Below are 16,102 nucleotides of genomic sequence, written 5' to 3'. Positions count from 1 at the left end.
CTGCGGGTAAGTGCTGATATTGTCAGCGCATTTGATGCTTTTTGAGCAATGCCCTTAATTGATGGTAGGTCAGACCCAGCAGTTCGGCCGCTCGTTTCTGGTTATATTTTGCCTGTTTCAGGCTCTGTTCCAGCAGCTGTTGTTCCTGATGATGCTGGAACTGACGCAGGTCCAGCGGCAGCGTCGGGGACTTGTTGCTGGTGGCGGGCGTTACGTGTGCCGGCTCCGCGCGCTGGAAAGGATCGAGAATGATGTTATCCAGCTCCATGTCACTGCTTCCATGGCGATAAACTGACCGTTCCACCACGTTTTTCAGCTCACGAATATTCCCCGGCCAGTGGTATCCAAGAAGCGTTTCCCGGGCGTAATCGCTAAAACCGGGGAACAGCGGCAACCCAAGTTCACGACACATCTGTATGGCGAATTGTTCAGCCAGCAACATGATGTCGCTTTGGCGTTCACGCAGTGGCGGCAACTGCACAACGTCAAACGCCAGCCTGTCCAGCAGGTCGGCGCGGAATTTGTCCTGTGCAACCATCTGTGGCAGGTCGGCATTGGTGGCACAAACCAGACGCACGTTGACCTGCAATGGCTGGCTGCCGCCAACGCGCTCCAGTTCACCGTATTCAATCACGCGCAGCAGTTTTTCCTGTACCAGCATTGGTGCGGTGGCTAGCTCATCCAGAAACAGCGTGCCACCATCAGCACGTTCAAAACGGCCGGGATGGCGCTTTTGCGCGCCGGTAAATGCCCCGGCTTCATGGCCGAACAGCTCTGAATCCAGCAGGTTTTCATTCAACGCGGCGCAGTTCAGGGAGATAAATGGGCCGTCCCAGCGGCCGGATAAAAAGTGTAAGCGGTTGGCGATAAGCTCTTTACCGGTTCCGCGCTCACCGATGATGAGCACCGGTTTATTGAGTGGCGCCAGTCGCGATACCTGCTCCAGGACCTCCAGAAAGCTGTTTGCTTCACCAAGGAGATTATCTTTAAATTCGGCCATAGTTAAATTCACCACTCGTTAGCGATATTCACCAGGTGAGAGTAGAGTGTTGTTGGTTTAAAATCAAACAGAATCAGGTAAATCAACAAGATAAAAAGTTGGCATGAGATTTGTATTATCTGTTCAGCAGGGCATTGCCCGATAACAGAACTATGAGGATCGAATTATGGGTATTTTTTCTCGTTTTGCCGACATCGTGAACGCCAACATCAACTCTCTGCTGGAGAAAGCGGAAGATCCACAGAAGCTGGTGCGCCTGATGATTCAGGAAATGGAAGACACGCTGGTGGAAGTCCGTTCAACGTCGGCGCGTGCGCTGGCAGAGAAAAAACAGCTGACACGCCGTATTGAGCAGGCCACCGCGCAGCTCAATGAATGGCAGGAAAAAGCCGAGCTGGCGCTGCGTAAAGATAAAGAAGATCTGGCCCGCGCCGCGCTGATTGAAAAGCAGAAGCTGGCCGATCTCATCACCGCGCTTGAGCATGAAGCGACTCTGGTGGACGACACGCTTACGCGTATGAAGAAAGAGATCGGCGAGCTTGAGAACAAGCTCAGCGAAACTCGTGCTCGCCAGCAGGCGCTGACGTTACGCCACCAGGCGGCCAGTTCATCACGTGACGTGCGCCGCCAACTGGACAGTGGCAAGCTGGATGAAGCCATGGCCCGCTTTGAATCCTTCGAACGTCGTATCGACCAGATGGAAGCGGAAGCCGAAAGTCACGGCATTGGCAAACAAAAGACGCTGGACCAGCAGTTTGCAGATTTGAAAGCGGATGACGAAATCAGCGAGCAACTCGCGGCGCTTAAAGCCAAAATGAAGCAAGACAATCAATAATAAAGGGTGCGGCACATGAGTGTGCCGCCACGCATCGTAAAACAAGGAGTACCTATGAGCGCGCTTTTTCTGGCCATTCCCCTGACGATTTTCGTGCTGTTCGTTCTGCCGATTTGGTTATGGCTGCACTACAGTAATCGTTCTTCTCGCGGTGAGCTTTCCCAGAGTGAACAACAGCGTCTGGTGCAGCTTTCCGCAGACGCCAACAAAATGGGTGAGCGTATTCAGGCGCTGGAAGCGATCCTTGATGCGGAACATCCAAACTGGAGGGATCGCTAATGTCCGGGCTGAATCTGAATAAAAAACTGTGGCGGATCCCCCAGCAGGGCATGGTTCGCGGTGTATGTGCCGGGTTGGCTCATTATCTCGATGTACCGGTGAAACTGGTGCGTGTGGTAACGGTGCTGTCGATTTTCTTTGGTCTGGCGTTTATTACGCTGGTGGCGTACATCATTTTATCGTTTGTGCTTGACCCGATGCCTGAAGGTGAACTGGCGAGCGAAAATGCGCCGACCACCAACGATTTGCTCAATGCGGTGGATGCCCAACTGGCCGCCGGTGAGACGCGCTTGCGCGAGATGGAGCGCTATGTCACGTCTGATACCTTTACGTTACGAAGCCGTTTTCGTCAGCTTTAAGAGAGAATACGAATGAATCACTCCTGGCAACGGGCGGGGCAAAAGGTGAAACCCTGCCTGAAGTTAGCAGGGAAGCTGGTTTTGTTTACCGCCTTACGTTACGGTCCGGCAGGTGTGGCTGGCTGGGCGGTGAAGTCCGTCGCCCGCAGACCGGTCAAAATGTTACTGGCCGTGGCGCTGGAGCCGTTGCTGAGAAAATTAGCCGGGCGGCTCTCGGGAAAACTAAAATAATCTCCAAACGGCACGCTGACTGGCGTGTCGTTTTGCTTTAAGGTTTTATTCCTTTCATTTTGTCCCCATGTCATATTTTTAAGAATACAAACGCCTTCAGGCAAAAAGGACGGCGATGAAGCGACTTAAAAACGAACTCAATTCTCTGGTGAACCGTGGCGTTGACCGTCATCTGCGTCTTGCGGTGACGGGCCTGAGCCGCAGCGGCAAGACGGCCTTTATCACAGCGATGGTAAACCAGCTGCTTAACCTGCATGCGGGGGCACGGTTGCCGCTGCTCAGTGCGGTTCGGGAAGAGCGATTGCTGGGCGTGAAACGTGTTCCGCAGCGAGATTTTGGTATCCCGCGCTTTACTTATGACGAAGGGCTGGCGCAGTTGTACGGCGACCCTCCTGCCTGGCCAACGCCCACGCGTGGGGTCAGTGAAATTCGTCTCGCGCTGCGTTTTCGTTCTAATGATTCCCTGATGCGCCATTTTAAGGATACTTCCACGCTGTATCTCGAAATTGTGGACTATCCGGGCGAGTGGCTGCTGGATTTACCCATGCTGGCTCAGGATTACCTGAGCTGGTCACGACAAATGACCGGTTTGTTACAGGGTCACCGCGCGGAGTGGTCGGCGAAATGGCGGCAGCTGTGCGAAGGGCTCGACCCTCTGGCGCCTGCGGATGAAAACCGCCTGGCGGCAATTGCTGAAGCCTGGACCGATTATCTGCATCAGTGTAAGCAGGAAGGGCTGCATTTTATTCAGCCAGGGCGTTTTGTCCTGCCGGGCGATCTGGCGGGTGCGCCAGCGTTGCAGTTTTTCCCGTGGCCGGACGTCGACGCAATCGGAGAGTCAAAACTGGCGCAGGCGGATAAACACACCAATGCCGGGATGCTGCGCGAGCGTTACAACTACTACTGCGAAAAAGTGGTGAAAGGTTTTTATAAAAACCACTTTTTGCGTTTCGACCGCCAGATTGTGCTGGTGGATTGTCTTCAGCCACTGAACAGCGGGCCGCAGGCATTTAATGATATGCGCCTGGCGCTGACGCAACTGATGCAAAGTTTCCATTACGGGCAACGCACGTTGTTCCGTCGGTTGTTCTCACCGGTTATCGACAAACTGCTGTTCGCTGCCACCAAGGCCGATCATGTCACTGTCGATCAGCACGCTAATATGGTGTCGCTGTTGCAGCAGCTGGTTCAGGATGCGTGGCAAAATGCGGCGTTTGAAGGGATCAGCATGGACTGCCTGGGGCTTGCGTCGGTGCAGGCGACCCAGAGCGGATTGATTGAAGTGAATGGCGAGAAGATCCCGGCGCTGCGCGGTAACCGCTTAAGCGATGGCGAGCCGCTGACGGTCTATCCCGGCGAAGTGCCTGCACGCTTGCCAGGCCAGGCGTTCTGGCAAAACCAGGGATTCCAGTTTGAAGCGTTTCGCCCGCAGGTAATGAATGTTGACCAGCCATTACCGCATATTCGTCTTGATGCGGCGCTGGAATTTTTGATTGGAGATAAATTGCGATGACGGAACCGTTAAAGCCGCGCATTGATTTTACGGGCCCGCTTGAGAAAGAGCCGCTCGACGCGTTCAGGACCGCGCAAACATTCAGCGGGACACAGGCCGATAATTTTGCGCCTGTGCTGTCGGAAGAGCCGCTTGCTGATGAAGGGCAGGCAGAAGCGGTCGTTGAATCCGCGCTGCGTCCTAAACGCAGCCTGTGGCGTAAAATGGTGACCGCCGGGCTGGCACTGTTTGGTGTCAGTGTGGTTGGGCAGGGTGTCCAGTGGGCGGTAAATGCCTGGCAAACCCAGGACTGGGTGGCGATGGGCGGCTGCGCTGCGGGAGCGCTGATCATCGGTGCGGGCGTCGGCTCGCTGGCAACTGAGTGGCGGCGTCTGTGGCGTTTGCGCCAGCGCGCGCATGAACGTGATGAGGCGCGGGATCTGCTGCACAGCCATGCCACCGGTAAAGGTCGTGCATTCTGTGAAAAACTGGCAAGCCAGGCGGGTATCGATCAGTCACATCCGGCGCTTCAGCGCTGGTACGCCGCTATCCATGAAACGCAAAACGATCGGGAAGTGGTCACGCTCTATTCACATATGGTGCAACCGGTACTGGATGCACAGGCGCGCCGTGAAATTAGCCGTTCAGCGGCAGAATCCACACTGATGATTGCGGTTAGTCCGCTGGCGCTGGTGGATATGGCGTTTATTGCGTGGCGCAATTTGCGCCTGATTAACCGTATTGCCACGCTGTATGGTATTGAGCTTGGGTATTACAGTCGTTTACGCTTATTCCGCCTGGTCTTGCTGAATATCGCTTTTGCTGGTGCCAGTGAGCTGGTGCGGGAAGTCGGCATGGACTGGATGTCTCAGGATCTGGCCGCGCGCTTGTCGGCGCGAGCCGCTCAGGGGCTGGGAGCCGGTTTATTGACGGCACGTCTGGGGATCAAAGCGATGGAAATTTGCCGTCCGCTGCCGTGGATAGACGGCGACAAACCCCGGTTGGGTGATTTCCGCCGCGAGTTAATTGGCCAGCTTAAAGACACGCTGAGCAAAAAAGCGTAATTGGCTAACATCATCGTCTAATTAACCATCAGGCTGTCAATATTTGTTGACAGCCATCTTCCCGATCACCGCTTTCTGACATATTATTTTAATGTTATTGGCTTAAACGGTGAATTTCCCATGCGTCTGGAAGTCTTTTGTGAAGACCGACTCGGTCTGACCCGCGAATTACTCGATCTGCTTGTTTTACGTAGTATTGATCTGCGTGGCATTGAGATCGATCCTATCGGGCGAATTTACCTCAACTTTGCCGAAATTGAATTCAATACCTTCAGCAGCCTTATGGCTGAGATCCGCCGTATCGCTGGCGTTACGGATGTACGAACCATTCCGTGGATGCCATCAGAGCGTGAACACCTGGCACTGAGCGCACTGCTTGAAGCGATGCCAGAGCCGTTCTTATCCCTGGACCTGAAAAGTAAAGTCGAACGTGTAAACCTGGCCAGCTGTCAGCTGTTTGCACAGAGCCAGGAGAAGCTGAGCACTCAACATGCAACGCAGCTGATCCCCGGTGTTAACTTCCAGCGCTGGCTGGAAAGCAGCCCGCAAAACACGCACAGTGAACACGTGGTGATCCACGGGCAGAACTTCCTGATGGAAATCACGCCTGTGTACCTCAAAGGGGAAAATGATGCCCGCGTGCTGACCGGCGCGGTGATCATGCTGCGTTCTACCGTACGTATGGGGCGTCAGCTGCAAAACCTCTCCAGTCAGGATGTTGGTGCCTTTAGCCAGATAATCGCCGTCAGCCCGAAAATGCGCCATGTGGTTGATCAGGCGCGTAAGCTTGCCAATCTGACGGCTCCGCTGCTGATCACCGGTGATACCGGTACCGGGAAAGACCTGCTGGCTCATGCCGTGCATCTGTCCAGCCCGCGCGCGGCAAAACCGTATCTGGCGCTGAACTGTGCCTCAATTCCGGAAGATGCAGTTGAGAGCGAGCTGTTCGGCCATGCGCCTGAAGGAAAAAAAGGCTTCTTCGAGCAGGCAAATGGCGGCTCGGTTCTGCTGGATGAAATCGGCGAAATGTCGCCACGGATGCAGGCTAAACTGCTGCGTTTCCTCAATGACGGAACCTTCCGTCGTGTAGGGGAAGATCATGAAGTCCATGTGGATGTTCGTGTGATTTGCGCCACGCAGAAAAACCTGGTGGAGCTGGTGCAGAAAGGGGTGTTCCGCGAGGATCTCTACTATCGCCTGAACGTGCTGACGCTCAATATTCCGCCGCTGCGGGATTGCCCTCAGGACATCATGCCGCTGACCGAGTTGTTTGTGGCACGCTTCGCCGATGAACAAGGCGTCCCGCGCCCGAAACTGTCCGCTGACCTGGGGACAGTGCTCACGCGTTACGGCTGGCCGGGTAACATTCGCCAGCTTAAGAACGCCGTTTATCGTGCGCTGACTCAGCTGGAAGGGTACGAACTGCGTCCGCAGGATATCTTATTACCGGATTACGATGCCGGGACGGTATCGGTGGGTGAAGAGGCGATGGAAGGCTCGCTGGATGATATTACCAGCCGTTTCGAGCGCTCGGTGCTGACGCAGCTTTATCGTAGTTATCCGAGTACACGTAAGCTGGCGAAGCGTCTTGGTGTGTCTCATACTGCGATTGCGAATAAACTGCGTGAATATGGTTTAAATCAGAAAAAGGGCGACGAATAAGGTTAATTTCGTATTCGTTATCCGGATAAGTAAATAGAAAACCCCGTCATCGCGATGGGGTTTTTTATTTGCGAGAAATAAAATATTACATTTTAATAAGGCTGGCTTTTATATTCTTTCGCCATAAATAATAACGGCCGAAATTTTAATTTATTCCTGATTAGACACGATTAGTGTATAAAAATACTCTCTTGAGAGTATTTTAACCGACATAACAGAATAGATTTCGGCGGAAACAAGAAAATTGATGTGTATCAATATAAACGGCAAGCCAGTGCGAAAGGGTAAATGTTGACTTATATCAAATTTTTGAAGCGAATTACGTAGCATTTTATGCGCCACTTTTAATTCACAGGTGATGTATGGAATTCGTTATAAAAATAGAAAGAATATTCAATCGACCCTCAACGTTATGGGGTTGGTTAATGTGCAGTGCTATCAATGGGATAGCAATCATCATTGTCTTCGCAGCTATCAGTTATCTTATCGGCATTCGAGAGTTTGTCTGGCATATGGTGGTGACAGTGGCGCTGTTAATTTCTGTTATTTACAGCGCGAATTATTTTTCCGCATTAGAAGCTCGCCACGATCATCGCCGCTTTCTGCTGGTCGTCTGGGTCTTTTTTACCGTTGGGCTGAATCTGATCCACATCTGGAATTGATAATAAAACACCACAATATCATTTGGGGATAGATAATGACGCTCGCAATGCTACTCATTCTGCTTAAAACCAATAAATGGCTGGCACTTTTATTGATAGTAATCATTGCCTTATTGTTTATGGCAATAAAACCCTTAATCAAACGATTACTCAATAATATTGCCGAAAGTGAAAAATAACCTAACACTTGAAAAAAGCCCCACCAGGGTGGGCAGGGCTTTGACATTCTGCTCATATTGAGAAATGAACAGAAATAAATCCTTTTATTTCATTACTTTGCTAAGCTATAAACGCTAAGCTAAGTGATTACGCTTTCAGCACATCCAGGGCAGCGGTGTAATCGGGTTCGGTGGTGATTTCGTTAACCAGTTCGCTGAAGACGATGTTGTCATTCTCATCGATAACCAGCACAGCGCGTGCTGCCAGGCCTTTCAGGGCACCTTCAGAGATACCCACGCCGTATTTCTCGAGGAAATCCGGGCTACGCAGCGTAGAAAGGGTGATGACATTGCTCAGACCTTCTGCACCGCAGAAGCGAGACTGGGCAAACGGCAGGTCCGCAGAAATGCACAGCACAACGGTGTTGTCCATTTCAGTTGCCAGTTGGTTGAATTTGCGCACAGATGCGGCACAAACACCGGTATCGATGCTTGGGAAAATGTTCAGGACTTTACGTTTGCCTGCGAACTGGCCCAGCGTGACGTCAGACAGATCTTTAGCCACCAGAGTGAATGCCTGTGCTTTGCTACCAGCCTGCGGAATGGAACCTGCAACAGCAACCGGGTTGCCCTGGAAATGAACGAGTTGTGACATAGATATCTTCCTGTTTACATATAGTTAACGTCAGGGCTAGTGTATGCCAACTGCGGACAGCACGGCAAACCAATTTTATCGCCTCACCGGGCCGAAAGGAGACAGTCAATGAGAAGCGTGAAAGTCTATGAAGAAGCCTGGCCATTGCATTCCCCGTTCGTTATTTCGCGCGGCAGTCGTAGCGAAGCCTGCGTTGTGGTGGTTGAAATAGAAGAAGACGGAGTGAAGGGCGTGGGGGAATGTACCCCGTATCCGCGTTATGGAGAAAGCCTTGCCTCAGTGATGGCTCAGATTATGGCGCTGGTGCCTGAGCTGCAAAAAGGGCTTACCCGGGCTACATTGCCACAGCACCTGGCGGCAGGGGCTGCGCGTAACGCGATTGATTGTGCGCTCTGGAACCTGGAAGCCGCTCAACAGCACCGCACTTTACCATCGCTTCTGGATATCACGTTGCCGGCGTCGGTTGTCACTGCGCAAACGGTGGTGATTGGTGAGCCAGAACAGATGGCTGCCAGCGCAAAAGCGCTGTTTGCCTCCGGGGCAACCTTATTAAAGGTGAAGCTTGATGACCGGTTAATCAGCGAGCGCATGGTTGCGATCCGCGCTGCCGTGCCGGACGCCACGCTGATTGTCGATGCTAACGAATCCTGGCACAGTGAAGGGCTGGCCGCCCGCTGTCAACTGCTGGCGGATCTGGGGGTGGCCATGCTGGAACAACCGTTACCGGCAGAAGATGACGCAGCGCTGGAGAACTTTATCCATCCGTTGCCCGTGTGCGCCGATGAAAGCTGCCATACCCGCGAAAGCCTTGTCGGGCTAAAAGGCCGCTATGAGATGGTTAATATTAAACTCGATAAAACGGGCGGGCTAACCGAAGCGCTGGCGCTGGCGAAAGCGGCGCGGGCGCAGGGTTTCTCGCTGATGCTGGGTTGTATGCTCTGTACGTCCCGGGCGATTAGTGCCGCGTTACCGTTGATTCAGCAGGTGAGTTTTGCCGATCTGGATGGCCCGACATGGCTGGCGGTAGACGTCTCGCCAGCCCTGCATTTCACCACCGGCACGCTTCATCTCTGAGGTTGCCAGCGCAGAAGCCCGACCATCGCTTTAAGGTACTTTTCGCTCGCTTCGTCGGATGAGATTGGAGGGAACTCTGCGGTGATGCAGTGTAACCCCAGATCGGCACACCAGCTCCCGAACGAGCCGGGCGTCTCGTAACCCACACTAGTGACCAGCGGAAGGGTAAAGGCATCTGCCAGCCACTGTCCGAGCGCGGTGTGATGGGGATCTTCGATGCAGGCTAGCGGGTCGTGAAACGAAACGACCCAGGCAGGATGTAGTCGATGAATCAACTGACACAGCGCGTGTGTTTCCGGTTCTGAACCCGGCTTTTCTCCCGTCAGTAACACCACGTCACGCTCTTCTGCGGAGCTGTTCCAGCGATAGACCGTTTCACCCGCGCGCCAGTTCGCTGACGGGAAATTACGATTTAAGTCGATGCCTCGCGCATTTGCCCGAAGCCCAAGCTGACAGCCGTCCGGGTTGACTGTCAAAATGACGTGATGACGGCGTAATTCAGGCGCCAGGGTACGTAGCGCACAGGATAACGTCACAATTGAGGAGTTCTCGTCACCATGCGTGCCGGCGATGATTAGCCCGCTGTTACGGTCGGCCTCCGGGGCGGGAAACCAGATTAACGGCGCGCCTAAAAATGAATGGCCATAATGTTCGGTTCCTGGCGGGAAAGCGCCACGTTCCGTTCTTGGTCGGGTGAGTGACATAGGAAATCCTGATAACGAAGTCTCTACTGGCAGTGTTGTGCAAAACTCGCGGTTAATCAAATAGTTTCCATCGCTGCGGAAAATTGCCAGATATCAACTTTCCGATTTAAGGTATTTGCATTTCTCCGTTTCGAAACAAATAATTACGCATCTGTTTTACCTGACATCTTAAGGGGATCTCATGAAGCATCCTGTTTCGCTGCTTTGTTCTGCACTCTGGCTGTGCGGACTTTCTTCACTTTCTTATGCTGCGGACATCCCAAAGGGAACCGTTCTGGCACAAAAGCAGGAACTTGTACGTCACATAAAAGACGAACCCGCCTCGCTTGATCCGGCAAAAGCCGTGGGGTTGCCCGAAATTCAGGTGATTCGCGATCTCTTTGAAGGGCTGGTCAATCAGAATGAAAAAGGGGAGTTAGCGCCGGGTGTCGCGACACGCTGGCAAAGTAACGATAACCGCGTCTGGACGTTCAGCTTGCGTGATAATGCAAAATGGTCGGATGGCTCCCCTGTTACCGCACAGGATTTTGTCTATAGCTGGCAGCGTCTGGTAGATCCGAAAACCACATCGCCTTTCGCGTGGTTCGCGGCCCTGGCGGGTATTAATAATGCCCAGGCCATTATAGATGGGAAAGCAGCGCCCGATACGCTCGGCGTAACGGCCGTCGATGATAAAACCCTGCGCGTTCAGCTGGATAAACCGCTGCCGTGGTTTGCCAGCCTGACGGCGAGCTTTGCGTTTTATCCGGTGCAAAAAGCCAATGTTGAAAGCGGGAAAGAGTGGACTCGGCCAGGTGCTCTGGTGGGTAACGGTGCCTATGTCCTGAAAGACCGCGTGGTGAATGAAAAGCTGGTTGTTGAACCTAATACGCACTACTGGGATAACGCCAAAACGGTATTGAAAAAAGTCACCTTTGTGCCAATTAATCAGGAGTCTTCCGCGACCAAGCGCTACCTGGCCGGTGATATTGATATCACTGAATCTTTCCCGAAAAACATGTACCAGAAACTGCTGAAAGATATTCCGGGACAGGTTTACACACCACCTCAACTCGGGACTTACTATTACGCCTTTAATACCCAAAAAGGGCCAACCGCAGATGCGCGCGTGCGTCTGGCGTTGAGTATGACCATCGATCGCCGCATCATGGCGGAAAAAGTGCTGGGCACGGGTGAGAAACCGGCATGGCATTTCACGCCTGACGTGACCGCCGGGTTTACTCCGGAAGCGTCCGTGTTTGAACAGATGTCGCAGCAGGAACTGAATGCGCAGGCGAAGATGTTGTTGCAGGCGGCAGGTTATGGCCCTCAGCGCCCTCTGACCCTGAATCTGCTGTACAATACCTCAGAGAACCATCAGAAGATCGCGATCGCCGTGGCGTCGATGTGGAAGAAAAATCTGGGCGTTGACGTCAAACTGCAAAACCAGGAGTGGAAGACGTACATCGATAGCCGAAACACCGGCAATTTCGACGTGATCCGCGCGTCCTGGGTTGGGGACTACAATGAGCCGTCCACTTTCCTGTCGCTCCTGACCTCTACGCACAGCGGCAATATCTCCCGGTTTAACGATCCGGCGTACGATAAGATAATCAATCAGGCGTCGCTTGAAACAACCGAGAAAGCGCGGAATGTGGATTACAATAAAGCCGAGAAGATCCTCGCCGAAAAAGCCCCAATTGCGCCGATTTACCAGTACACCAATGGACGTCTGATCAAACCGTGGGTTAAAGGCTATCCTGTTAATAATCCGGAAGATGTCGCTTACAGCCGTACGATGTATATTGAGAAGCACTAATTGTGACGGGTCGGAACTTAACCAAAATTAATGTTCTGGTCCGTAAAAAAGAAATAAAAAAAGCCCGTCAGAGAACGGGCGAAATAAGCAAATGATTTATTGATTCGTTACCCGCCATCACGGAGGCTAACAGCGCGTATATTACGCGTCCGTTCAGTTGGCGTGTAGCTGACAAATTCGGTAGGTGAAACAAGGGATTAAACGTGCGTTACGGGGCTTCGATGGACGGGTACACGCTGTTTTCAAGATATTCGACTAGCTGCCAAATCTCACCGCTGAAGATAAACCAATAGCCAAAAATAATAAGGCTTAAAATAATTAAGATGAGTATTAATTCTGTCTTTCCCATTGCTGGATACTACCCACCTGAAGTCTGTTTCTTCGAGGTGGGCATTGTAGCGAGGCTTGATTAAATACTCCAGTTTCACGCAGCCAGTACCTTATTGCGCCCGTTGTTCTTGGCGCGGTACAGCGCATCATCAACCCGTTTAAACAGGTCATCGATACTCTCTCCCTGATTATGGCGTGCAACGCCAATACTGACCGTAAAACGCGGAAGACCAGGGATAGTAATGTGCGCAACGGCGGCGCGAATCGTTTCGGCAACCTGCATGGCGGCATCGAGCGACGTTCTGGGCAACAAAATCACAAACTCTTCACCGCCCCAGCGAAAAACAAAATCGTCTTTACGGCTACAGGCCTCCAGCGTGCGGGAGAGGGAGATAAGCACTTCGTCGCCTTTGAGATGGCCAAAGACATCGTTGATATTTTTAAAATGATCGGTATCCACCAGCAGCAGGCTGAACTGCTCCTGAGCGGGCAGGTGAGCAGGATTTGTTTGTTCGGTGATGATGTAAAACTGCCGACGATTAAGCAGGCCTGTCATGGAATCTCGCAGGGCCGCATGTTCCAGCTCCTGTTCTAACCGCTTTTGCTCTGTAATATCGTGAATGATGCATAGCATCAGCTTATCGCCGTATATTTCAATTGGCCCGGCATAAGTCTGTACATGGCGGGTTGAGCCATCGGCGAGTCGGTGGACAAAGTTAAGCGGTTTATGCCCGCCTGGCAGGCTCGCTATCTCTGTCATTACCGGTATGATGTCACGACCGAGTGTATTAATTTCCCAGGTATGTTTGTTGCACAATTCGTCGTGCTGATAACCGTAAAAATTCAGTGCTGCCAGGTTAGCATCCACAATTTGACCATCTCGCGCCGGGTCGATGAGCAGCATCGGTGCGCTGTTGGTCAGAAAAAATCGAGCGTAAAAGCCCTGTTTTTTTCGCTGATAGGTTGCCGAACGACTGGCTTTAAGGCCCGATGTGGTTTGCTGGGCGATCCCCTCAAAAATGATGACATCACCGTGAGGCTCACACTGGGTGAGTGTCAGGCGGCAGGTTAACGTTGATTCTTGCTCATTACGCCAGACCGTCCAGATTTCGATTATTTCCTGGTCGGCTTTCAGGTCCGGAACATACATGGAGAGTGCGGATTGCGCATTAGCGGAGTAGATCCCCGTACGCATTTCAATAACTGTTTTATTCCGCATAACATCGGTAGCGGCGGTGTTTGCAAATATAATGTGTTCTGAGACAGGTGAAATCAGCCAGACAGGTGTTTTGATGTAATTCAGTGCATCGAAGCAAGTTAGCGGCATTGGGAATTCCTATCCATCGACACTGCGTGTCTGACGATCACGGCGGAATTGACTCGCGTGGGCTTCTTTGAAACATACTCTACTTCACCACATCAGGCATGATTTTTTTGTGAAACAAATGGGGATTCCGTATGAATTTTACCAATTGGTATAATCTGTTTGTCGGACTTTTTTTGTAACAACAACCAGGGGACTTGTTCGGCAGGTAACGGGCGAGAGAAAAGGAAACCCTGAAGGAAATCACAGCCTAAATCGGTAAGAACGGCCTGCTGTTGTTCTGTTTCAATGCCTTCGGCCACGACATTCATCTCCATCGTGCGCGCGATATTGATAATGGTTTCCACCAGTTTCCGGCTTTTCTCGTTTTCCAGCATTGAGCTTACAAAGCTTTTATCGATTTTAAGTTCTTTCGCAGGAAGCACGCTGAGCATCAGCAGGTTTGAATAGCCTGTGCCGAAGTCATCGATGGATACCGTTATCCCGGCATGGTTAAAGGCGGTGAGTAACTCAATACTGCGATCGAGATTTTTGAGCGCAGTGCTTTCGGTGACTTCAAGAATCAATCTGGATGGCGATAAATTGTATTTTTCCAGCATGGACGAAACAACCTGGAATATATCCTGTTGCTCAAACTGGATGGGCGACAGGTTGAAGGATAACGTCCACTGACTGAAGCCTTGTTCCGTCCAGAAATTGAGCTGACGGCACGCCGCTTCAATTGCCCAGTTGCCCACCGGAATAATTAAACCGGTTTGCTCAAGAGAAGGTAAAAACACATTAGGCAGTAAAACGCCTTGTTCCGGGTGGCGCCAGCGGATCAGCGCCTCAAAACCGTGAATGGTGTTTTCCTCGGCGATATAGGTTGGCTGATACCAAAGCTCAAACTGATCGCGTTCGAGTGCCTGGGACAACTCCTGCAAGAAACCCGGTTCCGCCGGCGCGGTGGTGGACATCTCCGTGCGGTAAACTGCCCAGTCGTTGCGTCCTTCCTGCTTAACGTACTGCATGGCGGCATCGGCCTTAAGCTTAAGCTCATGCAATGTTTCACCGTGTTGGGGATAGAGACTAACACCTGCGCTGAGGGTAGTGCTCAGCGCGTGCCCACAGATGGGCTGGCGACGCCGCATATCTTCAGTCAGTGTCGAAAGCAGGGTGTTTAATTTATCATCATCGCATTCCGGGACCAGCAACATAAACGAATCGCCACCCAGTCTCGCCAGCGTCATTTCGCGTGTCAGCCTGGCCGTAATACGCTGGGCAACGTTAATCAGCAGCTCATCACCCACCTGATGTCCCCAGGTGTCGTTCACCCGCCTGAAGTGATCGACATCGAAGAAGATCAGCGCAAATTGCTTCTTGTTCAGTAATGAGTTGTGTAGACAATCCTGTAAGCGGATATCCATCTGATGCCGGTTAGCAAGCCCGGTGAGGATGTCAAAACGCGCCTGCAATTCCAGCTGGCGGTTAAGCTGGCGCAGATTGTCGGTCAGCCGGGTTGTACGCCAGTGGGAGTCCACCAGCGAGATAATAAGCATCAGACCAAGCAGGCACAGGGTTGTGACCGACACCCAAATCGACAGCCCCAGCTCACTGACTCCGCCTGACCGGGTTTGCTCCATTTCATGAATATGGGCGGCGCTCATCCCGGTGTAGTGCATGGCACAAATAGCGACGGCCATCACCACCGCGGCCATTACGCGATTAATAAAGATACCTTTGCGATTTTCCCGCAGGTGGAATGCTAACCACAGGGCAACACCGGAGGCGATAACGGCAATCACTACGGACAGCAGAACAATACGATGATCCCAGAGAATACCGTCTTCAAGCATCAATGCGGCCATGCCGATATAGTGCATGGAGGCCACGCCTGCGCTCAGAATGAGCGTGGCAAGGATCAGCCGGAAAGGGGAAAGGGTTTTAGCGGTGACGGCAATATAGATAGCAATGGTAGAAGCCAGAACGGCAGCACCCAGTGAGGCGAGTGTAAGCCCCAGGTCATAGCTCATGGTCATCGGCATTTCCATCGACAACATGCCAATGAAGTGCATTGACCAGACCCCGATACCCAGAGTTACGCCTCCGGCAATCCGCCAGAATAACGCGGCTTTGCGGCTGGAAAGGGGGATCTTACCCGCACTGTCCAGTGCAACAAATGAGGCGATAAACGCCACCAGAAAAGAGATGGCAATTAACACTGGGTCCCACGATACATTGAGCATTATGCAATCCCACGCCAAAAAGTGACTGAGGTCGCCTGCTGACGCCCTGCATCAGCGAGCCGCGAACTCGTTCAAACAATATTAGTTATTAATCGCGAAAAAAGACCAGGCGCATTACTTTTTTTCACTCAGATTAAAGAACAGAATATATTCTTTCATTAATTAGTTAAGTTTCGCTAAACAACGAAGCTGTAGAGCAATACTGTTCCTTAAAATATGAGTGCGATCGTATTAGTTCACAAAAGAAGAT

Annotated in this window: 17 protein-coding genes; 11 read left to right on the top strand and 6 right to left on the bottom strand. The window is 52.0% G+C overall.

Annotation, left to right across the window (positions count from 1 at the left end; all coding sequences use genetic code 11):
- Positions 1-22: 22 nt before the first annotated feature.
- On the bottom strand, positions 23-1,000 hold the full coding sequence (gene pspF, locus F3J30_RS02040) for a phage shock protein operon transcriptional activator (protein ID WP_166715506.1): 978 nt from the start codon (positions 998-1,000) through the stop codon (positions 23-25).
- A 166-nt stretch (positions 1,001-1,166) separates the two neighbouring features.
- Between pspF and pspA the strand changes: the two genes are divergently transcribed.
- From pspA to F3J30_RS22720, 9 genes are all read left to right on the top strand, one after another.
- Positions 1,167-1,835, top strand: a complete 669-nt coding sequence (gene pspA / locus F3J30_RS02035; protein ID WP_014070477.1) for a phage shock protein PspA — start codon at positions 1,167-1,169, stop codon at positions 1,833-1,835.
- 54 nt (positions 1,836-1,889) lie between these two features.
- Positions 1,890-2,114 (top strand): envelope stress response membrane protein PspB, encoded by a 225-nt coding sequence (gene pspB / locus F3J30_RS02030; protein WP_014070476.1) that lies wholly within the window; start codon positions 1,890-1,892, stop codon positions 2,112-2,114.
- Positions 2,114-2,473, top strand: a complete 360-nt coding sequence (gene pspC, locus F3J30_RS02025) for an envelope stress response membrane protein PspC (RefSeq protein ID WP_166715505.1) — start codon at positions 2,114-2,116, stop codon at positions 2,471-2,473. The genes pspB and pspC overlap by 1 nt, the downstream gene beginning before the upstream one ends.
- Before the next feature lie 12 nt (positions 2,474-2,485).
- Positions 2,486-2,704, top strand: a complete 219-nt coding sequence (pspD, locus tag F3J30_RS02020) for a phage shock protein PspD (protein ID WP_166715504.1) — start codon at positions 2,486-2,488, stop codon at positions 2,702-2,704.
- 115 nt (positions 2,705-2,819) lie between these two features.
- Positions 2,820-4,217 carry a YcjX family protein gene (locus F3J30_RS02015; protein WP_166715503.1) on the top strand — a complete coding sequence of 466 codons (1,398 nt, stop codon included), beginning with the start codon at positions 2,820-2,822 and terminating at the stop codon, positions 4,215-4,217.
- The gene (locus F3J30_RS02010; protein WP_014070472.1) at positions 4,214-5,260 is read left to right on the top strand and encodes a YcjF family protein; all 1,047 of its coding nucleotides are present in this window, start codon (positions 4,214-4,216) and stop codon (positions 5,258-5,260) included. Before F3J30_RS02015 ends, F3J30_RS02010 begins: the two co-directional genes overlap by 4 nt.
- A gap of 120 nt (positions 5,261-5,380) precedes the next feature.
- Positions 5,381-6,922, top strand: coding sequence for a transcriptional regulator TyrR (gene tyrR, locus F3J30_RS02005; RefSeq protein ID WP_166715502.1), 1,542 nt, complete (start codon positions 5,381-5,383; stop codon positions 6,920-6,922).
- A gap of 425 nt (positions 6,923-7,347) precedes the next feature.
- A complete protein-coding gene (locus tag F3J30_RS02000) occupies positions 7,348-7,584 on the top strand; it encodes a hypothetical protein (RefSeq protein WP_014070470.1) in 237 nt (78 codons plus the stop codon).
- Between the two features lie 35 nt (positions 7,585-7,619).
- Complete coding sequence (locus tag F3J30_RS22720; protein ID WP_014070469.1) at positions 7,620-7,763, top strand: hypothetical protein; 144 nt, start codon at positions 7,620-7,622, stop codon at positions 7,761-7,763.
- 127 nt (positions 7,764-7,890) lie between these two features.
- On the opposite strand, the gene tpx is transcribed toward F3J30_RS22720, so the two are convergent.
- The gene (gene tpx / locus F3J30_RS01995) at positions 7,891-8,397 is read right to left on the bottom strand and encodes a thiol peroxidase (RefSeq protein ID WP_014070468.1); all 507 of its coding nucleotides are present in this window, start codon (positions 8,395-8,397) and stop codon (positions 7,891-7,893) included.
- A 108-nt stretch (positions 8,398-8,505) separates the two neighbouring features.
- On the opposite strand from tpx, the gene ycjG reads away from it, so the two are divergent.
- Positions 8,506-9,471, top strand: a complete 966-nt coding sequence (gene ycjG / locus F3J30_RS01990; protein ID WP_166715501.1) for an L-Ala-D/L-Glu epimerase — start codon at positions 8,506-8,508, stop codon at positions 9,469-9,471.
- On the opposite strand, the gene mpaA is transcribed toward ycjG, so the two are convergent.
- Entirely contained in the window at positions 9,462-10,175 is a 714-nt protein-coding gene (gene mpaA, locus F3J30_RS01985; protein ID WP_166715500.1) for a murein tripeptide amidase MpaA, read from the bottom strand. The two genes, ycjG and mpaA, sit on opposite strands and share 10 nt — an antisense overlap.
- Before the next feature lie 181 nt (positions 10,176-10,356).
- Between mpaA and F3J30_RS01980 the strand changes: the two genes are divergently transcribed.
- Positions 10,357-11,973 carry a peptide ABC transporter substrate-binding protein gene (locus tag F3J30_RS01980; protein WP_014070465.1) on the top strand — a complete coding sequence of 539 codons (1,617 nt, stop codon included), beginning with the start codon at positions 10,357-10,359 and terminating at the stop codon, positions 11,971-11,973.
- 208 nt (positions 11,974-12,181) lie between these two features.
- Here F3J30_RS01980 and F3J30_RS01975 read toward each other — a convergent pair whose 3' ends face one another.
- The 3 genes from F3J30_RS01975 to F3J30_RS01965 form a co-directional block, all read right to left on the bottom strand.
- Positions 12,182-12,322 carry an Ecr family regulatory small membrane protein gene (locus F3J30_RS01975; RefSeq protein ID WP_166715499.1) on the bottom strand — a complete coding sequence of 47 codons (141 nt, stop codon included), beginning with the start codon at positions 12,320-12,322 and terminating at the stop codon, positions 12,182-12,184.
- A gap of 75 nt (positions 12,323-12,397) precedes the next feature.
- Entirely contained in the window at positions 12,398-13,630 is a 1,233-nt protein-coding gene (locus tag F3J30_RS01970) for a sensor domain-containing diguanylate cyclase (protein ID WP_014070463.1), read from the bottom strand.
- 92 nt (positions 13,631-13,722) lie between these two features.
- Positions 13,723-15,852 (bottom strand): bifunctional diguanylate cyclase/phosphodiesterase, encoded by a 2,130-nt coding sequence (locus F3J30_RS01965; RefSeq protein WP_166715498.1) that lies wholly within the window; start codon positions 15,850-15,852, stop codon positions 13,723-13,725.
- Positions 15,853-16,102: the final 250 nt, after the last annotated feature.

It is taken from the genome of Enterobacter sp. Tr-810 (assembly GCF_011752765.1).
GTDB classification, from domain to species: Bacteria; Pseudomonadota; Gammaproteobacteria; order Enterobacterales; family Enterobacteriaceae; genus Enterobacter; species Enterobacter soli.
This window is presented reverse-complemented; position numbering and strand designations above follow the sequence as displayed.